Origin of the sequence: Diaphorobacter limosus (genome assembly GCF_033100095.1) — a bacterium.
Classification (GTDB): Bacteria; Pseudomonadota; Gammaproteobacteria; order Burkholderiales; family Burkholderiaceae_C; genus Alicycliphilus; species Alicycliphilus limosus.
Genome location: NZ_CP136921.1, coordinates 1,636,141 through 1,656,777, shown reverse-complemented (window position 1 = coordinate 1,656,777; position 20,637 = coordinate 1,636,141). Strand labels below are relative to the sequence as shown.

Below are 20,637 nucleotides of genomic sequence, written 5' to 3'. Positions count from 1 at the left end.
CAGCACGGGTTTTTTCATCAACCAGGAGAAAAGTCATGAAAAACGTCGGAGGTCTGGATCGCGGGCTGCGCATCATCGTCGGGCTGGTGCTGATCGCGCTGGCCGCCACGGGCACGGTGGGCTGGTGGGGCTGGCTGGGCGTGGTGCCGCTGCTCACCGGGCTGATTGGCGGCTGCCCGGCGTATTCGCTGCTGGGCGTGAATACCTGCCCTGTCAGCAAAAAGAATTGACCCTTGCGGGTGGCATGATCCAGCCGTATGCAGCGCTGGATAGATACCCATTGCCACCTCGATGAATTCGCGGCCCATGGCGGCATGGCCTATGCCGACGCCGAGCGCATACGCGCAGCGCAGGCCGGCGTGGCGCATTGCGTGCTGCCGGCCGTGGAACTGGCCAATCTGCAGGCCGTGCGCGCCATGGCCCAGCGCCATGGCGACAGCTATGCGCTGGGCATACACCCGCTCTACACCCCACAGGCCGGCGAGGACGACATCCAGGCCCTGGCTGCCGCGCTGCAGCAATGCCGGCCAGACCCGCGGCTGGTGGCCGTGGGCGAGATCGGGCTGGATTTCTTCGTGCCCGGCCTCGACCCGGAGCGCCAGCAGCGCTTCTACCGCGCCCAGCTGCAGCTGGCCAGGCGCTTTGATCTTCCCGTGATCCTGCATGTGCGGCGCTCGGCCGATCAGTTGCTCAAAAGCCTGCGCGAGCTGCCCGTGCGCGGCGGCATCGCCCATGCCTTCAACGGCAGCCTGCAGCAGGCCCAGGCCTTCATCGACCTGGGCTTCAAGCTCGGCTTTGGTGGCGCCGTGACCTACGAACGCGCGCTGCAGCTGCGCCGCCTGGCGACCGAGCTGCCGCTCTATGCCCTGGTGCTGGAGACCGACGCGCCCGACATTCCCCCGCACTGGCTCTACGTGACGGCCGCCGAGCGCGCCGCCGGCCGGGCGCCGGCGCGCAACAGCCCGGCCGAGCTGCCGCGCATCGCCGCCGTGGTGGCCGCGCTGCGCGGTATTTCAGGGGCCGAGCTGGCCCGCGCCACGCGGGACAATGCCTGCGCCGCCCTGCCGCGGCTGGCGTCCCTGCTGGGGTAATATTCAAGCATTTTTGGCCTCTAGCGCTTATATATCAAGCGCAAACAGCTATTAAAAATATAGTAAATTCAATGGAAGCCGCCACGTCCTCTGGCCGCCTTGTCGGCCTGCCCCCGGTGGTGGGCGCGGGCACGCGCGTGCTGGTGCTGGGCAGCTTCCCTGGCGCGGCCTCGCTCGCGGCGCGGCAGTACTACGGCCATGCGCGCAACCAGTTCTGGCCCATTCTGGCGGCCCTGTGGCCGCAGCACACGCTGCCCGATCGCGGCCATTACGCCGCGCGCTGCGACTGGCTGCTGGCGCGCGGCCTGGGCCTGTGGGACGTGTACGCCGCCTGCGAACGCCAGGGCAGCCTGGATGCCAGCATCCGCAACGCCCGGGTGAACGACTTTGCCGGCCTGCGGGCGCAGGCGCCCCGGTTGGCCGCCATCGCCCACAATGGCGGGGAGAGCTTCCGCCATGCCGCCGCCGTGCGCGCCAGTCTGGGGCAGGGGGACGGCGCGGCCATCGCCTCGCTGCGCCTGCCGTCCACCAGCCCGGCGAATGCATCGTGGAGCCTTGACAGAAAACTGCAGGCCTGGGGCGAGACCCTGGCCGCCTTTGGATTGATCACGAATTGACTCGCAAGAAAACCGCCACCGCCGAACTGCCCGAGGTCAGCGTCTCCGACGATGGCGAGGTGCGCCATCTGCACCTGGGCACGCCCTGGATCCAGGGCTCCATGCGCATAGATGCGCCCTTTGACCTCGAACTGGAATACGTGCAGCGCATGATGGCCTGGCTGCTGTTTGTCGAGCCCACCAGCGTGGCCCGGCGCCACGCCATGCAGCTGGGCCTGGGGGCGGGCGCCATCACCAAGTTCTGCCGCAAGAAGCTGCGCATGTGCTGCACCGTGGTCGAGCTGAACCCGCGCGTCGAGGCCGTCTGCCGTGCCTGGTTCAAGCTGCCGCACGATGGCCCCATGCAGCGCGTGGTGCTGGCCGATGCGGCCCTGGAGATCCAGAAGCCGGAATGGCACGGCACGGTGGATGCGCTAGCGGTCGATCTGTACGACCATGACGCGGCTGCCCCCGTGCTGGATAGCGCAGACTTTTACGCCGACTGCCGCGCCCTGCTGACAGAGGACGGCTGCCTGACGGTGAACCTGTTCGGCCGCTCCTCCAGCTACGAGCGCAGCCTGGACAAGCTCGCAGAGGCCTTTGGCGACGATGCCCTGTGGGCCTTCAAGGCCACGCGCGAGGGCAACACCGTGGTGCTGGCCCAGCGCACGCCCACGCGGCCCAAGCGCGCCGAGCTGCTGGCGCGCGCCGAGGTGATCCAGGAGCGCTGGGGCCTGCCGGCCACGAAGTGGCTGCGGGTGTTCAAGCCCGTGGCCTGACCTGACCCTTATGCTGTGATGCCATGACCACCGCCACACGCCCAGACCACGCCCGCAAGCCTGTCAGCAACGCGGGCCCGCTGCAGTGGCGCAGCATCGTCGACTGGCTGCGCGCCGACGGCGTGATCAGCGCCGAGCAGGCCGAGCGCACCATTGCCCGCTGCGCCCAGGCCGAGAGCAGCCAGCACCCGCTGGTGCGCCTGGGCAACCTGAGCATGCTGCGCGCCGCGGACGACAAACCGCTGGACGTGGACATGCTCACCGAGTATGTCGCCCAGCGCTGCGGCCTGGCCTTTCTGCGCATTGATCCGCTCAAGGTGGACGTGGGCCGCGTCGCCGACGCCATGAGCGCCAGCTATGCCGAGCGCCACAAGGTGCTGCCGGTGCAGGTGAGCGGCAGCGAGGTGGTCGTGGCCACGGCCGAACCCTTCGTCAATGACTGGGTGGCCGAGGTGGAGCGCCAGACCAAGCGTCAGGTGCGCCGCGTGCTGGCCAATCCACAGCACATCACGCGCTACACGGCCGAGTTCTTCGCGCTGGCCAAGTCGGTGCGCGATGCCAACAAGTCCGGCGGCAGCGCCGGCGGCAGCAGCTTCGAGCAGCTGGTCGAGCTGGGCAAGAGCAACAAGCAACTCGACGCCAACGACCAGGGCGTGATCCGTGTGGTGGACTGGCTCTGGCAATACGCCTTCGACCAGCGCGCCAGCGACATCCACCTGGAGCCGCGGCGCGAGCAGGGCGTGATCCGTTTTCGCATCGACGGCGTGCTGCACACCGTCTACCAGATGCCCATGGGCGTCTTGAGCGCCATGGTGGCGCGCGTCAAGCTGCTCGGGCGCATGGACGTGGTGGAAAAGCGCCGCCCGCAGGACGGCCGCATCAAGACGCGCAACCCGCGCGGCGACGAGGTGGAGATGCGCCTGTCCACGCTGCCCACGGCCTTCGGCGAGAAGATGGTGATGCGCATCTTCGACCCGGACAACGCGGTGAAAGACCTGGACGCGCTCGGCTTCACGCCACACGACGCGCAGCGCTGGGAGCAGCTGGTCAAGCGTCCGCACGGCATCATCCTGGTCACCGGGCCCACGGGATCGGGCAAGACCACCACGCTGTACTCGACGCTCAAGCGCGTGGCCACCGAGGAAGTCAACGTGAGCACAGTGGAGGACCCGATCGAGATGATCGAGCCCAGCTTCAACCAGACCCAGGTGCAGCCGCAGCTCGATTTCACCTTTGCCGAGGGCCTGCGCGCCCTGATGCGCCAGGACCCGGACGTGATCATGGTGGGCGAAATCCGCGACCTGCAGACCGCCGACATGGCGGTGCAGGCCGCCCTCACCGGCCACCTGGTGTTTTCCACGCTGCACACCAACGACGCGCCCAGTGCCGTCACGCGCCTGATGGAGCTGGGCGTGCCGCCCTACCTCATCAACGCCACGCTGTTGGGTGTGCTGGCGCAGCGTCTGGTCCGCACGCTGTGCCGCCAGTGCCGCCAGCTCGACGAGGCCGCCAGCCCCGAGGCGCTGGCCGAGTTGATCCGCCCCTGGAAGCTCAATGGTGGCTACCGCGCCTACAGGCCCGTGGGCTGCGTGGACTGCCGCATGACCGGCTTTCGCGGCCGCATGGGGCTGTACGAGCTGCTCACGGTGAGCGAGGCGCTGAAGAACCAGATCCACCAGTCGCCGTCCATCGACGCGCTGCGCCGCCAGGCGGTGCAGGACGGCATGCGCCCGCTGCGCCTTGCCGGCGCGCTGCGCGCCGCCGAGGGCCTGACCACGCTGGACGAGGTCATCGCCGCCACGCCGCCGCTGGAGTGAGCCGGGCGCGGCTGGCCGCAGGCGCCGCCCCATGTCAGGGAAAGCTTGTATTTCTCGGTAGGTGGAATCCACATCAAGGAATGCGGGCCACGCTCTCACAATCGCTAGTGGTATTCCTATCTGGAGACATTCGTGAAAATCAAAAGCCAACAAGATTTCTTTGCCGGCCTGATGTTCCTGGTGGTGGGTGGTGGTTTTGCCTGGGGCGCCACCACCTACAACGTGGGCACGGGCGCCCGCATGGGGCCGGGCTACTTTCCTTTGATGCTGGGCATTTTGCTGGCCATCCTCGGCGCCATCATCATGCTCAAGGCCCTGGTCGTGGAAACGGTCGATGGCGCCCCAATCGGCAAATGGGCCTGGAAGCAGATCTTCTTCATCATTGCCGCCAACCTGCTGTTCGGCGTGCTGCTGGCAGGCCTGCCCAGCCTGGGCGTGCCGGCCATGGGCCTGATCGTCGCCATCTATGGCCTGGCCTTTGTGGCCAGCCTGGCGGGTACCCATTTCCACTTCAAGGGGGTCTTCATCCTGGCCACCATTCTTGCCGCGGGCAGCTACGCGGCGTTCATCTGGGGGCTGAACCTGCAGTTCCCCGTCTGGCCCAGCTTCATCGCAGGTTGAGAGGGAGATCTAGATCATGGAATTGTTTGACCACCTCTCGATGGGTTTTGGCGTCGCGTTCACGTTCCAGAACCTGATTTACTGCTTTGTCGGCTGTCTGCTGGGCACCCTGATCGGCGTGCTGCCCGGCGTGGGCCCCGTGGCCACCATCGCCATGCTGCTGCCCGCCACCTATGCGCTGCCGCCCGTGGCGGCGCTGATCATGCTGGCCGGCATTTACTACGGTGCGCAGTATGGCGGCTCCACCACCGCCATTTTGGTGAACCTGCCGGGCGAGTCGTCCTCGGTCGTCACGGTGATCGACGGCTACCAGATGGCGCGCAATGGCCGTGCGGGCCCGGCTCTGGCGGCGGCGGGCATAGGCTCGTTCTTCGCCGGCTGCGTGGGCACGCTGATCCTCGCGGCCTTTGCCCCGCCACTGACCGAGGTGGCCTTCAAGTTCGGCCCGGCGGAATACTTCTCGCTGATGGTGCTGGGCCTGATCGGCGCCGTGGTGCTGGCCTCGGGCTCGTTGCTCAAGGCCATCGGCATGATCGTGCTCGGCCTGCTGATGGGCCTGGTCGGCACCGACGTGAACTCGGGCGTGGCGCGCTACAGCTTCGACATCCCCGAGCTGACCGACGGCATCAGCTTCACGGTGATCGCCATGGGCGTGTTCGGCTACGGCGAAATCATCGCCAACCTGTCCAAGCCCGAGCACGAGCGTGAGGTGTTCGCCGCCAAGGTGACGGGCCTGTTCCCCACGGCGCAGGACTTCAAGCGCATGTTCCCCGCCATGGTTCGTGGCACGGCCCTGGGATCGGCCCTGGGCATTCTGCCGGGCGGTGGCGCGCTGCTGTCGGCCTTTGCCGCCTACACCATAGAGAAGAAGACCAAGCTCAAGCCCGGCGAGGTGCCCTTCGGCAAGGGCAACATCCGCGGCGTGACGGCGCCCGAGTCGGCCAATAACGCCGGTTCGCAGACCTCCTTCATCCCGCTGCTCACGCTGGGCATTCCGCCCAACGCGGTGATGGCGCTGATGGTGGGCGCCATGACCATCCACAACATCCAGCCCGGCCCGCAGGTGATGACCAGCAACCCCGAGCTGTTCTGGGGCCTGATTGCCTCGATGTGGATCGGCAACTTGATGCTGATCGTGCTCAACCTGCCGCTGATCGGCATGTGGATCAAGCTGCTCACCGTGCCCTACCACTGGCTGTTCCCCTCCATCGTGCTGTTCTGCGCGGTGGGTGTGTACTCCACCAACAACAACACCTTCGACGTGTGGCTGGTCGGCGCCTTTGGCTTTGTGGGCTACATGTTCTACAAGCTGGGGGTGGAGCCTGCGCCGCTGCTGCTGGGCTTCATTCTCGGGCCGATGATGGAAGAGAACCTGCGCCGTGCGCTGCTGCTCTCGCGCGGCGACTGGAGCGTGTTCGTGACGCGCCCCATCTCCGCCGGCCTGCTGGCCGCCGCAGCGCTGCTGCTGGTCATCGTGCTGCTGCCGGCGGTGAGCAAGCGGCGTGACGAGGCCTTCGTCGAGGAGGATTGACGGCGTCCGTACCACCCCTCCAGGCATGCACGGCACCCGCGGGTGCCGTGCTGCGTTCTGGCGCCTGCATTGCGCACACAATAGCCCCCCATGCCCCTGGACTACCTCCCCGCACAACACCCGCAACGCGCGCAGCTGCACAACGAAATCCATGCCCGCCCGCCCGAGGCACTGGCGGCGCCGGTGGCGATTGCGCATATCGTCATGTGGGCCGACGCCGCGCAGCGCGAGGCCAGCCGCGCGCACCTGGCGGCCCTGCTGCGCGACCAGCACCAGGCCATGCCCGATGCACACAGCACGCATCTGCGTGCCAACCTGGGCGGGTTTCGCCTGCGCTGGGAGCTGCACACCGAGTTCGTCACCTGGACTTTCAGCGTGCCGCTACCGGCCGATGCCTGGAACCAACGCGCCCCAGCCGCCGCCACTGAGGCCGTGCCGCGCGAGTGGCTGTCGCAGCTGCCCGGCCTGTGCCTGTGCCAGCTGCAGCTGTGGGTGCTGCCGACGCGCGAATATGACGAGCTGCCGCAGCTCGGCGAGCTGCTGCGCGAGGACTCGCTCGTTGCCTCCAGCGTGGCCCAGGGCCATGGCGAGGTGTTCACCGACTTTTGCGTGCATGCCGACGGCAGCTCGCGCATGGTGCTGCTGGCCGGCAGCATGGCGCCGCGGCGCCTGGGGCGGCTGGTGCAGCGCCTGCTGGAGATAGAAACCTACCGCATGGCGGCCCTGCTGGGCCTGCCCGTGGCGCGCGAGGCCGCGGCCGTGCTGGGCCGCGCCGAGCAGGAGCTGGCGGCGCTGGCCGACGCCATACGCTCGGCCGACCGCGACATGGAGCCCGAGCTGCTGGACCGCCTGACGCGCCTGGCGGGCCAGGTGGAGAGCCAGTACGCCGCCACCCAGGCGCGCTTTTCAGCGAGCAGTGCCTACTTCGAGCTGGTGGATCTGCGCATACGCGACATCGCCGAGTCGCGCCTGGGCGGCATGCAGACCATTGGCGATTTCATGGACCGGCGCCTGAGCCCGGCGCGCAGCACCTGCGAATGGGTGGCACGCCGGCAAAATGCGCTGAGCCAGCGCGTCTCGCGCATCAGCAACCTGCTGCGCACGCGCGTCGAGATCGAGCAGCAGCAAAGCAGCCAGGCGCTGCTGGCCACCATGAACCAGCGCCAGGACCTGCAGCTCAAGCTGCAATCGACCGTGGAAGGCCTGTCGGTGGCCGCCATTACCTACTACATCGTCGGCCTGGTGAGCTACCTGGCCAAGGGCGCGCAAAAGCTGGGCTGGCCCTGGTCGCCCGAGAGCACGGCGGCCGTCGCCATACCGCTGGTGGCCGCCAGCGTGTGGTGGTCGCTGCGCCGGCTGCACCAGCGCATGTTCAAACACTGACCAAGGAGCGAAGCATGGATTTCGGTATCGAAGGCAAATGGGCCCTGGTCTGCGGCGCCAGCAAGGGCCTGGGCCTGGGTTGCGCGCAGGCCCTGGTGGGCGAGGGCGTGAACCTGGTGATCAACGCGCGTGCGCCCGATGCATTGCACCAGGCTGCTTCACAATTAATAGCTATTGGCGCTGATAGGGTAAGCGCTAGAGGCCAAAATGGCTTGAAACCCCAGGTGCTGGCCGTGGCCGCCGACATCACCACGCCCGAGGGACGCGCGGCGGTGTTCGGCGCGGCCGGCGGCCCGGGCACGGGCTTTGACATCGTCATCACCAACGCCGGCGGCCCGCCCACCGGTGACTTTCGCGACTGGGAGCGCGAGGCCTGGATACGCGCCCTGGACGCCAACATGCTCACCCCCATAGAGCTGATGCGCGCCACGGTGGATGGCATGGCGGCGCGCGGCTTTGGCCGCATCGTCAACATCACCTCCAGCGCGGTGAAGGCGCCCATCGACATCCTGGGCCTGTCCAACGGCGCGCGCAGCGGTCTCACCGGCTTTGTGGCCGGCGCGGCGCGCGGCGGCATTGCCGCGCATGGCGTGACCATCAACAACCTGCTGCCGGGCAAGTTCGACACCGACCGCCTGGCCGCCACCCTGCGGGCCGCGGCCGACAAAAGCGGCAAGAGTCTGGACGAGGTGCGCCAGGCCCAGCGGGCCGCGATACCCGCGCGGCGCTTTGGCTCGCCGCAGGAGTTTGGCGCCATCTGCGCCTTTCTGTGCAGCGCGCAGGCGGGCTATATCACCGGCCAGAACATCCTGGCCGACGGCGGCGCCTATCCCGGCATGCTGTGAGTCCGGATCGGTCATAGCGGACCTGTTTCCAATTGTTTGCGTGACAAATTTGATCCCCATGAATCAGGCAGTTCTTGACTGATTAGCGTCACGATTGATACATTTCTCAACAATCCTCCAAAGGGGGACATCAGGAGTGGACGCAATGGGCTGGCATGTGGGAACAAGGACAACCGGAGCTATCGCCCTGGCCGCGGGCCTGTGCGCGGCTGCGGCGCATGCCGTGGCGCCAGCACATCAGTTTCGTGTGGTGGGTGGGCTGGCCGGAGTGAACCAATACACCCAATGGGAGGAGCCCTTCTGGACGCGCGAACTGCCGCGCATCAGCGGCGGCCGTTTCAAGGCCGAGATCGTGCCCTTTGACCGTGCGGGCGTGCCCGGCGAGGACATGCTGCGCCTGCTGCAACTGGGCGTGGTGCCGATGGCCACCGTCCTCATGAGCGGTCTGACCGCCCAATATCCCGAGTACACCGCCCCCGACCTGGCGGGCCTCAACCCCGACATGGCCAGCGCCCGTGCGGCGGTGGCGGCCTTTCGGCCCTTCCTCGAGAAAAACCTGCGCGAACAGCATGGTGTGCGCTTGCTGGCCGTTTACGCCTATCCGGCCCAGGTGGTGTTTTGCAAGAAGGCGTTTAGCGCACTGGCCGAGCTTGCGGGGCGGCGTGTGCGCGTGTCGTCGGCGGGGCAGGCCGACTTCATGGAGGCCCTGGGGGCCAGGCCGGTGCAGTTGCCGTTTGCGCGGATCGTGGCGCAAATCGAATCGGACAGTATTGACTGCGCCATCACCGGCACGCTGTCGGGCCATGGCCTGGGGCTGCACCAGGTCACCAGCCATTTGCACGCCATGCCGCTCAACTGGGGCCTGGCGCTGTTTGGCGCCAACCAGGGCGCCTGGGAGGCCTTGCCCGCCGAGCTGCGCCAGCTGCTGGCCAGCGAGCTGCCCAAGCTGGAGGAGGCGATCTGGACACAGTCGGAGAGCGACACCCGGCGAGGCATGGCCTGCAATACCGGTCAGGCTGCCTGCGCCCAGGGGCGCAAGGGCGCCATGGCGCTGGTGCCGGTGACGCCACAGGATGAGCGCCGCAGGCAGGAGATTTTCACCAACACCGTGCTGCCGCGCTGGTTGCAGCGCTGCGGCCAGCGCTGTGCCGATGTCTGGCGCCAGACTCTTGGGCCGACCCTGAGGGCAAACCCGCCATGACGGGCGAGGTGATGGTTTCATGCGCCTGAATCCTGCCCGCGTACCGGTGCTTTTTGGGCTGCTGGCAGCGCTGCTTGTCGTCGTGCTGGCGGGCAGCGCCGTGGGTCTGGTCTGGTCCATGCGAACCACCGCCATGCGCAACGCGGAGGGCCTGGTCGAGAACATGGCCATGGGGGTGGAGGCGACGCTGAACCGCCACCTGCTGTCGCTGGACTTGCTGCTCTCAGGGGTGCAGGATCAGCTGCAGGTGACCCATGCCAATGATCGATCGGACGATGGCCGTCTGCTGACCATGATCTCGCGGGACAACCTGCTCGTCGGTCGGCTGCTTCTGCTGGATGCCAAGGGGGGCGTGCATGCAGTGTCCGGTAGTTCAGGGGCGCTGCAGGAATTTTCACTCCCCCCTGCGTTTTGGGCCGAGATCACGCAGTCCAAGGCGGCGCGCATGCACATCAGTGGACCGGTGCAAAGTTTTGCCTCCGCCCAGCAGGTGCTCTTTTTTGCCCGGCGCCTGAGTCTGGACGGCATGCCGTATTGGGCGGTGGCCGAGGTGCCGCTCGCCAAGTTCACCGAGGTGGCGCAGGGTAGTGAACGGTCGGGTTTTGAAGTGTTGCTGGAGAAAACCAATGGGCAGCGTCTCTTCGCCGTACCTGACCTGCCGGTATCGGCAGGTCAGGACTTGATGGCGCATACCCCATTGCCGGAGCGTGCCTGGAATGTCCCGGCACGCATGAGCGGCGCGCCGGCGCTGGTGCTGGGGCGTTCGCTGCTGTACCCGGAGCTGCGCTTTTCGGTCAGTCTGCCCATGGCGCTGGCCCTGGCACGCTGGCAGGCCGAGCGCAATGCCGTGCTGCTGGCGGTGGCGCTGTTTGCCACGGTCTTGTTGCTGGCGGCTGTGGTGGCGGGGCGGGTGTTCCGGCAGTTGAGCGCTGCGCGGCAGAACACGGCCGCATCCAAGGCCATGCTGGACGAGGCGCTGGAGTCCATGGTGGGCGGGTTTGTTTTGCTTGACAGCCAGCGGCGCGTGGTGCACTGGAACCGGCGGTTCGTGGTCATATACCCCTGGCTGGCCCCCTATGTCGCCCCGCAACTGCCGTTTCGCGTCCTGCTGGAGCAGTCGGCCAGAAATCTGTTGCCTGCCGCCTCGCAGGCCGAACGCGAACAGTGGATTCAAGAACGGCAGGCGCAGCAGCGTGAAGGCATGGGCTCGGCGGAGCAGCTGTTGCCCGATGGGCGCTGCATCCAGCTGCAGGAGCGGCACACCCCCGACGGTGGTTTGGTGATCACCTACCACGACGTGACCGACCTGCGCCGCGCCAAGGAGGAGATAGAGAACCTGGCCTTCTACGATGCCCTCACCGGCCTGGCCAACCGCCGCCTGCTGCTCGACCGCCTGGGCCGGGCCATCGTGCAGGCCCAGCGCACGGGGAAGGGCGGTGCACTGCTGTTTCTGGATCTGGATCACTTCAAGGCCCTCAACGACAGCAAGGGCCATGAAATGGGCGATGAACTGCTCCAGCAGGTGGCCCGGCGCCTGCTGGCCCATGTGCGCGAGATGGATACCGTGGCGCGCCTGGGGGGCGATGAATTCGTCGTCATGCTGCGCGACCTGTCCGCCAGCAGGGAGGGCGCGGCGGCCGTGGCACAGCGCATTGCCGAGAAGCTGCTGCAGGCCCTGGAAGAACCGTTTCAACTGGGCGGCCACCTGTACCAGGGGGCCGCCAGCATTGGCGCCACGCTGTTCTGTGCGGATGTGGACAGCGCCACAGACCTGCTGCGCCGCGCCGACATTGCCATGTACCAGGCCAAGGCCCGGCGCGGCAACGCCCTGTGTTTCTTCGACCCCCAGATGCAGGCGGCCATCAACGAGCGCGCGCAGCTCGAGTCCGACCTGCGCCAGGCGCTGGCCAGCGACCAGCTGGTGCTGCACTACCAGCCACAGTGCACGGCAAGCGGCGATGTGCTCGGGGCCGAATGCCTGGTGCGCTGGCAGCACCCCGAGCGCGGCCTGGTGCCGCCGGGGCAGTTCATCCCGGTGGCGGAGGGCAGCGATCTCATCCTGGGCATAGGCCAATGGGTGCTGCGGGCGGCATGCCGGCAGCTGGCCGCCTGGGCCCATCAGGCCGACTGTGCGCGGCTGCGGCTGTCGGTCAACGTGAGCGCGCGCCAGTTCCGCCAGGACGATTTCGTGTGCCAGGTCGACCGCGTGCTGCAGACCACGGGGGCGTCGGCCCATTTGCTGACGCTGGAGCTGACCGAATCCATGGTGCTCGACAACGTACAGGACGCCATCGAGAAGATGGATCAGCTGCGCGCCAAGGGCGTGCAGTTTGCCCTGGATGACTTTGGCACCGGCTACTCGTCGCTGTCCTACCTGACGCGCCTGCCGCTGCACACGCTGAAGATCGACCAGTCCTTCGTGCGCCACCTGGGCGAGCGGCCCGCGGACAACGCCATCGTGCAGACCATCATCGGCATGGGCCGCAATCTGGATCTGGCGGTCATCGCCGAGGGGGTGGAAACCCAGGCGCAAAAAGACCTCCTGGCCGGGTACGGCTGCGACCTGTACCAGGGCTACCTGCTCGGGCGGCCGGCACCGATCGAGGTGCTGCAGGCGTTGCTGGCACGGGAGGTGGCCTCAGCGGCGTGAGGACACCACGATGCCGCCGACGATAAGCACAAAGGCGGCGCCGTGGTACAGGTGCGGCGCCTCGCCCAGAAAGGCCGCCGACAGCAGGGCCGCGAACAGGGGCGTCAGGTTGATGAAAAAACCCGCCGCCACCGGCCCCGCGCGCTGCACGCCCGCGCCCCAGAAACGGTAGGCCAGGATGGCCGGGCCGATGACGATGTAAGCCAGGCCCGCGGCCAACGGCCAGCCCCAGGCTATGTGTCCCTGGCCCAGCGACCATTCCGCGCCCGCAAAGGCGCCCGACCAGCCCAGGCCGAAGAACATCTGCGCTGTCAGAAAGGCCGCCCAGTCGCCGCGCAGGCCCTGGGGCTCGCTGGTGCGCACCAGCAGCCAGCTGTAGAACGCCCAGGAGATGGTGGCCAGCACCATGTACAGATCGCCCGGCACCAGGCGCAGCGCCAACAGCTCGCCAACACTGCCACGGCTCAGTACCAGCACCACGCCGGTCACTGACAGCAGAGCGCCCACCGCCTGCCGGCGCGTGACCGGCACGCCGAAGAACAGCGCGCCCACCACCAGCATCCACACCGGCATGCCAGAGCCCACCAGCGTCACGTTCAGCGCCGTTGATGTCTGCAGCGCCAGGTACTGCAGCGCGTTGTAGCTGCCAATGCCGAACAGGCCCAGCGCCGCATAGCGGCGCCAGTGCGGCCACAGGCCGCTTGCCGGGCGCAGCACCTGCCAGGCCAGCGGCAACAGCAGCGCAAAGGCCAGCAGCCAGCGCAGGAAATTCAGGGTGCTCGGGGCAATCAGGGTGTGCAGCGCGCGGCCCACCACGGCATTGCCGGCCCACAACAGGGGCGCGGCGGCAAGCATGGCGGCCGTGCCTGGCGAGAGTCTTTGGGTCATAGGGGCTGCGACTGTAAGCCAGGTTCTGTATCCCGCGCCGGGCAGGGGCCAGGCAAACATGGCACGATCCTGGCCATCGCAATGCACGCAGGAGAACTGGATCCATGACCCTCGCCGTACAAATCCGCCAGCATGGCGGCCCTGAAGAACTGCAGATCGTTGACGTGCAGGTGGGCGAGCCCGGCCCGGGCCAGGTGCGCATACGCCACCACGCCGTGGGCCTGAACTTCATCGACGTCTATCACCGCACCGGCCTGTATCCCCTGAACATGCCCGCCGGCATAGGCATGGAGGCCGCGGGCGTGATCGAGGCCGTGGGGGAGGGCGTCACGCACCTGCAGGTGGGCGACCGCGCGGCCTATGCCAGCAACCCGCCGGGCAGCTACTCTGAGCGCCGTGTCATGCCCGCCATGTGTGTGTGCAAGCTGCCCGATGCCATCAGCTTCGAGACCGGCGCGGCGATGATGCTCAAGGGCCTGACGGCGCAGTATTTGCTGAAAAAGACACGCCCCGTCGAGGGGCTTGAGCCAGGCGACTTCGTGCTGTTCCACGCCGCCGCCGGCGGTGTGGGCCTGATCGCCTGCCAGTGGGCCAGGGCATTGGGCCTGCGGCTCATCGCCACGGCGGGCTCGGACGCCAAATGCCAGCTGGCGCTGGACAACGGCGCGGCCCATGCCATCAACTATCGGCAGGAAGACTTTGCCGCCCGCGTGAAGGAGATCACCGCGGGCCAGGGCGTGAAGGTGGTCTACGACTCGGTGGGCAAGGACACCTGGGACAAGTCGCTCGATTGCCTGCGCCCCTTCGGTTTGATGGCCAGCTTCGGCAACGCCTCGGGGCCGGTGGCGCCGTTTGCGCCCGGCATGCTGGGGGCCAAGGGCTCGCTCTACGTCACGCGCCAGACGCTGTTCACGCATATCCGCACGCGGGGCGCCACGCAGGCCATGGCCGATGAGCTGTTTGCCGTGGTCGCCAGCGGGCAGGTGAAGATCCACATTGCCCAGCGCTACGCCCTGACCGACGTGCAGCAGGCGCACCGGGATCTGGAGGCGCGCAAGACCACGGGCTCCACCCTGCTCACGCTGCCCTGATGGCCGCCACCACGGCGCCCGCCTGGGTGGCCGCCGCACGCGCGCGTGCCACTTGCGCGCCGGCAGCGCCACGCATGGCGCTGCTGCTGGGCGGTGAGCGCGTGGGCTCGGTGGATGGACAGATTTTTAATAAAATTGGCCTCCAGCGCTTGCTGGATAAGCGCTGTCAGCTATCAATAGTAGAGTATGAAGGCGCCCCTGCCTGGGCCTTGGCCGCCGACGATGCCACGGCCGCGCTGAATGCCCTGGCGCTGACCCTGCGCGCCGCCGGCCGCTGCGGCCCCTGGCGCGACGAGCAACTGGCCGTGTGCGCGGTCGATGGCCGGCGTCTGGCCACGGTGGAGCGTGGCGCCGCGCGCGTGCTGGGCCTGGCCACCCAGGCCGTGCACCTGGTGGGCTGCACGGCCGACGGCGCCGCCATGTGGGTGCAGCAGCGCGCGCACAGCAAGGCCAGCAACCCGGGTATGTGGGACACGCTGATGGGCGGCATGGTGTCGGCCGCCGACAGCCTGCAGACCGCCGTGGCGCGCGAGACCTGGGAGGAGGCCGGCCTGCGCATGGCCCAGCTGTCTGGGCTGAGGCCGGGTGGCCAGGTGCGGTTTGCCCTGCCCAGCGACGAGGGCGGGGGCGCCGGCTACATGGTGGAATGCATCCACTGGTACCAGGCCACCGTGCGGGCTGGGGCCACGCCCGACAACCAGGACGGCGAGGTCGAGCGCTTTGATTGCCTGGCGCACGGCGAGGTGCAGGCGCGCCTGGCACAGGGCGCCTTCACGCCCGAGGCAGCTTTGGTGCTGGCCGCCTTCTACGGCTGGTAGCGCAGGCTCACAGCCGGTCGTTCTGCGTGCTTGGCACCTCGGCCTCCGGGCGCAGCGGGGCCACGGCGTTGCTGGCCTCCAGCACCGGGTAGGCCACCGAGCACAGCAGCGAATTGATGCGCTTCAGGTCGCTGATGATGTCGATGTGCAGCGAGCTGGTCTCTATGCTCTGGATGGTGTTTTCCGCCAGGCGGTTGAGGTGGGTGGCGGCGTAGGCCAGCTCCAGCTCGCGGAAGCGGTTCTTCTCCTCCAGCAGCTTTTGCGCATCGCGCACATTGCTGGTCAGAAACACGCTCATGGCCAGGCGCAGGTTGGCCACCAGGTGGTCGTGCATCTCGTTGATCTCCTGCAGCCCGGCATGTGAGAACTGCCGCCCCTTCTTGATCTTCTTGTCCTCCACGTCCTGCAGCACGCGCTCCACCAGGTCGCCGACCTGCTCCATGTTGATGGTGAAGCCGATGATTTCCGTCCAGCGCCGGCCCTCGGCCTCATCCAGCTCGGAGCGTGAGATCTTGGTCATGTAGTACTTGATGGCCGAGTACAGGCTGTCCACCTGGTCGTCCAGGCCGCGCAGCTCGGCGCCCAGCTTGTCGTCGTCGGTCTGCCACACGGTCTTCAGGCCATTGAGCATGGTTTCCACCAGATCGGCCAGGTGCAGGGCCTCGCGTGCCGCGCAGGAAATGGCCAGCGAGGGCGTGGACAGGGCCGAGGCGTCCAGGTGGTGCGGGCGCGACAGCGAGGCCGGTTGCTCCTCCTGGCGCAGGATCTTGCCCACGGCGGTGGCCACCAGGCCGGTGATGGGCAGGCACAGCAGCGTGCCCATGATGTTGAAGGCCAGGTGGAACAGCACCACCTGGCTGACCTTGTCCGGGATCAGGGTCTGGATATGCGTGTGCCACAGGCCTATGACCGGAATCATCACCGTGGCCGCCACCATGCGGAACAGCAGGTTGCCCAGCGGCACCTGGCGCGTCTGAATGCTCGAGCGCATGGTGGTCAGCACCGCCAGCAGGCCGCTGCCCAGGTTGGCACCCACCACCAGGCCCAGCGCCACTTCGGTGGGGATGCCGCCCGAGCCCGCCAGCGTGGCCACCAGCAGCACCGTGGCCAGGCTGGAGTAGGAGATGATGGCCAGGATGGCGCCTGTCATGACCTCCAGCGTGATGTCGCTGGTCAGCGCCATGAGCAGGGTGCGCACCACCTCGGACTGGGTCAGCACCAGGGTGGACTCGGTGATCAGGCGCAGCGCCAGCAGCATCAGGCCCAGGCCGATGAGCACGCGCCCCACGCGCCCGGCCTTGCCGTCCTGGCGCGCCACATACAGCACCACGCCGACAAAAATGCACAGCGGCGAGAGCCAGGACAGGTCCAGCGAGAACACCACCGCCATCAGCGCCGAGCCCACATCGGCGCCGAGCATCACCGTCAGCGCCGCGGTCAGGCTGATCATGCCCTGGCCGACGAAGGCCGAGACGATCAGCGCCGTGGCCGTGCTGGACTGCACCACCGCCGTCACCCCCACCCCGGAGAACACGGCCAGCAGTTGCGTGCGCACGCCGCGCGCGATCAATTGGCGCAAATTGGCGCCAAACACGCGCAGGATGCCGGTGCGCACCATTTGGATGCCCCACACCAGCAGGGCAATGGCGGCGAGCAGGTTCAACAAATGCTTCATGTCTTGGTATGGCGGGGCTTGAGCGCTATCAGTCTATGAGCACTCCATTGTCGTGGAAAGGATAAGGCCCTTCGAAAACCCCCGATGCCGCCAGGTGCGAAACCAGACGCTGGCCGTCCCAGGCGCCAACACGAGGCGGTCGCCGGCTGCAAATCCGGCAAACCCGCCCAGCTGGGGCTGCTTTGGCTACGTAGCCCTCGGATAGCGCTTTCGGCAATGCTCCAGGTTCGACAGGTCCCGGGGCGGGGTTGGTTCCGGGATCGCCGATCAGCGCTCGCGCCGCACGCGCAGCAGTTCGTCGAGGATCAGACAGGCCGCGCCCACGCTGATGGCGCAGTCGGCCACGTTGAAGGCCGGGAAATGCCAGCCGCGCAGGTGAAAGTCGAGAAAATCCACCACATAGCCATGCTGCAGGCGATCGACCACATTGCCTATGGCGCCGCCCAGGATGCTGGACAGCGCGAAGGCAAACAGCCTTTGCCCCGGGTGCGCGCGCAGCTGCCAGACGATGAACACCGCCACCACCACGGCAATGCCGGTGAACAGCCAGCGCTGCCAGCCGCCGGCGTCCGCCAGGAAGGAGAAGGCCGCGCCGGTGTTGTGCGCGCGCACGACGTTGAAGAAGCTGGTGACGTAGGTGGCGTCGCCCAGGCGGTAGTAGCCCAGGATCAGCGTCTTGGTGAACTGGTCGGCAATCACCAGCAGCACGGCCCAGCCCAGCCAGGGCCACAGGCTGGCGCCGCCGACTTTCTTGGCGCGCGCCATCAGGCGTGCACCCGGGTCTCGCCCGCGCCGTGCAGGTTGCTGTCGCAGCGCGCGCACAGCGTGGGGTGAGCCGGGTTGCTGCCCACGTCGGCGCGGTAGTGCCAGCAGCGCTCACACTTTTGGTCAGAACTGGCTGTAACGCTTATCTGTAGAGAGTCTCCAGCTACTAAATTAGTAGTGGAAACGATGAGCACGAACTTCATATCCTCGCCCAGGCCGGCCAGCAGCGCATGGTCTTCCGGTGCGGCGGTTAGCGTCACCACGGCCTGCAGCGAGCTGCCCACGGCGCCCGACGTGCGTACGTTCTCTATTTCCTTGTTCGCCGCGTCCCGGATGGCGCGCAGGCGCTGCCACTTGGCCAGCAGCGCGGAGTCGCCCGCCGGCAGGGTCTGGAAGGTCTCCAGGAAGATGGAGTCGGAGCCGCCAAACTGCTTCCAGGCCTCTTCCGCCGTGAACGACAGAAAGGGTGCCATCCAGCGCAGCATGGCGTGGGTGATCTGGTAGAGCGCGGTCTGCGCGCTGCGCCGCGCCAGGCTTTTGGCGCCCGTGGTGTACAGGCGGTCTTTCAGCACGTCGAGGTAAAAGCCCCCCAGGTCTTCCGAGCAGAACAGCTGCAGCTTGGCGACCACGGGGTGGAATTCGTAGACCTTGTAATGCGCCAGCACCTCGGCCTGGAACTCGGCCGCGCGCGCCAGCGCCCAGCGGTCGATCTCCAGCAGCTCGGCCTCGGCCACGGCGTCCCGGGCCGGATCGAAGTCGCTGACGTTGGCCAGCAGAAAGCGCAGCGTGTTGCGGATGCGGCGGTAGGCATCGACCACGCGCGCCAGGATCTTGTCGTCGATCGCCAGGTCGCCCGAATAGTCGGTCGATGCGCACCACAGGCGGATGATTTCGGCGCCGAGCTTGCCGCTCACCTCCTGCGGCGAGACAGTGTTGCCCAGCGACTTGCTCATCTTCTTGCCCTGGCCGTCCACGGTGAAGCCGTGCGTGAGCAGCCCGCGGTAGGGCGCGCGGCCAAAGATGGCGCTGGACAGCAGCAGCGAGGAATGGAACCAGCCGCGGTGCTGGTCATGGCCTTCCAGGTACAGGTCGGCCTCGGGGCCTTCGTCGTGGTGCATGCCGGCGTGCGTGCCGCGCAGCACATGCCAGAAGGTGGAGCCCGAGTCGAACCAGACTTCGAGGATGTCGGTGCTCTTGGTATAGAGCTTGGCGTCCTCGGCACCCAGAATTTCTTCTGCAGTGGCGCGGCTCCAGGCTTCGATGCCGCCCTTTTCAACGATCTCGGCGGCCTGGTCCATGATCTCCATGGTGCGCGGGTGCAGTTCGCCCGAGTCCACATGCAGGAAGAAGGGCAGGGGCACGCCCCAGCTGCGCTGGCGCGAGATGCACCAGTCGGGCCGGCCGGCGATCATGTCGCGCAGCCGGGCCTTGCCGTTCTCGGGGTAGAAGCTGGTTTTTTCGATAGCTGCCAGCGCAATCTGGCGCAGGGTTTGTGCCGGTTTTTGTGCTGGGTCGGTGAACACGCCCTCGCCCTCGTCCATGCGCACGAACCACTGCGCGGCGGCGCGGTAGATCACCGGGCTCTTGTGGCGCCAGCAATGCGGGTAGCTGTGCGTGATGGTGATGCTGTCGAGCAGGCGCCCAGCCACCTTGAGCGCGTCGATGATCACCGGCACGGCCTTCCAGATATGCTGGCCGCCGAACATCCCCAGCTCTGGCGCGTACACGCCGTTGCCCTGCACGGGGTTCAGGATGTCCTCGTATTTCAGGCCATGGGCCACGCAGGAGTTGAAGTCGTCCACGCCATAGGCCGGCGCGCTGTGCACGATGCCGGTGCCGTCCTCGGCCGTGGCGTAGTCGGCCAGGTACACCGGGGAGATGCGGTCAAAGGCCTTGTCCACATGGGCCAGAGGGTGCTTGAAGGGCATCAAATCCAGCTTTTGCCCCAGGGCCGTGGCGACCACCTGGCCTTGCAGCTTCCAGCGCTCCAGGCATTTCTCGACCAGCGCACTGGCGACGAGGAGCAGGCCGCGCTCGGTATCGACCAGGCTGTATTCGAGCTCGGGGTTGACGTTCAGCGCCTGGTTGGCGGGGATCGTCCAGGCGGTGGTGGTCCAGATGACGATGAAGGCTTCTTTGGTCAGCGCGGGCAGGCCGAAGGCTGCAGCCAGGCGCGCCGGGTCGGCCGCCGGGAACATCACGTCCAGCGTCTGGCTTTGCTTGTCCTGGTACTCGATCTCGAATTCGGCGAGCGAACTGGCGCAGTCAAAGCACCAGTACACGGGCTTGAGGCCGCGGTAGACGAAGCCGCGCTCCATCACTTTTTTCAGCGCGCGCAGCTCGCCCGCCTCGCTGGCGTAGGCCATGGTCTGGTAGGGGTTGTCCCATTCGCCCAGCACGCCCAGGCGCTGGAAGTCGGCCATCTGCTGCGCGATCTGCTCGGTGGCAAAGGCGCGGCCGCGCGCCTGCATCTCGTCGCGCGGCAGGTTGCGGCCGTGTTTTTTCTCGATGGCGTTCTCGATCGGCAGGCCGTGGCAGTCCCAGCCGGGGGTGTAGAGCGCGTCAAAACCCTCCAGCTGGCGGCTCTTGACGATCATGTCCTTCAAGATCTTGTTCATCGCGTGGCCGATGTGGATCTGGCCGTTGGCGTACGGCGGGCCGTCGTGCAGGATGAACTTGGGCGCATCGCGTCGCGCGTCGCGCAGCTTTTTGTACACGCCTTGCTCGCTCCAGTCCTTGGCCCATTGCGGCTCGCGTTTGGGCAGGTCGCCGCGCATCGGGAAGGGCGTGTCGGGCATGTTCAGCGTGGCGCGGTAGGCGGACGCTTCGGGCTTGGGCGTTTTGTTCTCGGACATGGGAGGGAAACCTTCAAATCAAGGGCGTTCC

General features: G+C 67.2%; 17 protein-coding genes. 13 read left to right on the top strand and 4 right to left on the bottom strand.

What is annotated here, in order from left to right:
- Positions 1-35 precede the first annotated feature (35 nt).
- The 11 genes from P4826_RS08000 (at position 36) to P4826_RS07950 (ending at position 12,514) form a co-directional block, all read left to right on the top strand.
- Complete coding sequence (locus P4826_RS08000; protein WP_317703321.1) at positions 36-230, top strand: YgaP family membrane protein; 195 nt, start codon at positions 36-38, stop codon at positions 228-230.
- 27 nt (positions 231-257) lie between these two features.
- The gene (locus P4826_RS07995; RefSeq protein WP_317703320.1) at positions 258-1,091 is read left to right on the top strand and encodes a TatD family hydrolase; all 834 of its coding nucleotides are present in this window, start codon (positions 258-260) and stop codon (positions 1,089-1,091) included.
- 71 nt (positions 1,092-1,162) lie between these two features.
- On the top strand, positions 1,163-1,708 hold the full coding sequence (locus tag P4826_RS07990) for a DNA-deoxyinosine glycosylase (protein ID WP_317703319.1): 546 nt from the start codon (positions 1,163-1,165) through the stop codon (positions 1,706-1,708).
- Positions 1,705-2,466, top strand: coding sequence for a class I SAM-dependent methyltransferase (locus P4826_RS07985; protein WP_317703318.1), 762 nt, complete (start codon positions 1,705-1,707; stop codon positions 2,464-2,466). Before P4826_RS07990 ends, P4826_RS07985 begins: the two co-directional genes overlap by 4 nt.
- A gap of 23 nt (positions 2,467-2,489) precedes the next feature.
- Positions 2,490-4,283: a type IV pilus assembly ATPase TfpB gene (gene tfpB, locus P4826_RS07980; RefSeq protein WP_317703317.1), complete on the top strand. Its 1,794-nt coding sequence runs from the start codon at positions 2,490-2,492 to the stop codon at positions 4,281-4,283.
- Positions 4,284-4,415: 132 nt separating this feature from the next.
- Positions 4,416-4,904 (top strand): tripartite tricarboxylate transporter TctB family protein, encoded by a 489-nt coding sequence (locus P4826_RS07975; RefSeq protein ID WP_317703316.1) that lies wholly within the window; start codon positions 4,416-4,418, stop codon positions 4,902-4,904.
- Positions 4,905-4,920: 16 nt separating this feature from the next.
- Entirely contained in the window at positions 4,921-6,435 is a 1,515-nt protein-coding gene (locus P4826_RS07970) for a tripartite tricarboxylate transporter permease (protein WP_317703315.1), read from the top strand.
- A 90-nt stretch (positions 6,436-6,525) separates the two neighbouring features.
- Positions 6,526-7,818 (top strand): DUF3422 family protein, encoded by a 1,293-nt coding sequence (locus tag P4826_RS07965; protein ID WP_317703314.1) that lies wholly within the window; start codon positions 6,526-6,528, stop codon positions 7,816-7,818.
- Positions 7,819-7,832: 14 nt separating this feature from the next.
- A complete protein-coding gene (locus P4826_RS07960) occupies positions 7,833-8,663 on the top strand; it encodes an SDR family oxidoreductase (RefSeq protein WP_317703313.1) in 831 nt (276 codons plus the stop codon).
- Positions 8,664-8,808: 145 nt separating this feature from the next.
- Positions 8,809-9,864 (top strand): TRAP transporter substrate-binding protein, encoded by a 1,056-nt coding sequence (locus P4826_RS07955; RefSeq protein WP_317703312.1) that lies wholly within the window; start codon positions 8,809-8,811, stop codon positions 9,862-9,864.
- 19 nt (positions 9,865-9,883) lie between these two features.
- The gene (locus P4826_RS07950) at positions 9,884-12,514 is read left to right on the top strand and encodes a putative bifunctional diguanylate cyclase/phosphodiesterase (protein WP_317703311.1); all 2,631 of its coding nucleotides are present in this window, start codon (positions 9,884-9,886) and stop codon (positions 12,512-12,514) included.
- Here P4826_RS07950 and P4826_RS07945 read toward each other — a convergent pair.
- The gene (locus P4826_RS07945) at positions 12,503-13,402 is read right to left on the bottom strand and encodes a DMT family transporter (RefSeq protein WP_317703310.1); all 900 of its coding nucleotides are present in this window, start codon (positions 13,400-13,402) and stop codon (positions 12,503-12,505) included. The genes P4826_RS07950 and P4826_RS07945 overlap by 12 nt on opposite strands.
- A 104-nt stretch (positions 13,403-13,506) precedes the next feature.
- Between P4826_RS07945 and P4826_RS07940 the strand changes: the two genes are divergently transcribed.
- Both P4826_RS07940 and P4826_RS07935 read left to right on the top strand, forming a co-directional pair.
- Positions 13,507-14,493: a quinone oxidoreductase family protein gene (locus P4826_RS07940; protein ID WP_317703309.1), complete on the top strand. Its 987-nt coding sequence runs from the start codon at positions 13,507-13,509 to the stop codon at positions 14,491-14,493.
- The gene (locus P4826_RS07935; protein WP_317703308.1) at positions 14,493-15,311 is read left to right on the top strand and encodes an NUDIX hydrolase; all 819 of its coding nucleotides are present in this window, start codon (positions 14,493-14,495) and stop codon (positions 15,309-15,311) included. Before P4826_RS07940 ends, P4826_RS07935 begins: the two co-directional genes overlap by 1 nt.
- A gap of 7 nt (positions 15,312-15,318) precedes the next feature.
- Here P4826_RS07935 and P4826_RS07930 read toward each other — a convergent pair whose 3' ends face one another.
- From P4826_RS07930 to ileS, 3 genes are all read right to left on the bottom strand, one after another.
- On the bottom strand, positions 15,319-16,986 hold the full coding sequence (locus P4826_RS07930) for a Na/Pi cotransporter family protein (RefSeq protein WP_317703307.1): 1,668 nt from the start codon (positions 16,984-16,986) through the stop codon (positions 15,319-15,321).
- Between the two features lie 267 nt (positions 16,987-17,253).
- Positions 17,254-17,751 carry a signal peptidase II gene (lspA, locus tag P4826_RS07920; RefSeq protein WP_317703306.1) on the bottom strand — a complete coding sequence of 166 codons (498 nt, stop codon included), beginning with the start codon at positions 17,749-17,751 and terminating at the stop codon, positions 17,254-17,256.
- Positions 17,751-20,606 carry an isoleucine--tRNA ligase gene (ileS, locus tag P4826_RS07915; RefSeq protein WP_317703305.1) on the bottom strand — a complete coding sequence of 952 codons (2,856 nt, stop codon included), beginning with the start codon at positions 20,604-20,606 and terminating at the stop codon, positions 17,751-17,753. Before ileS ends, lspA begins: the two co-directional genes overlap by 1 nt.
- Positions 20,607-20,637: the final 31 nt, after the last annotated feature.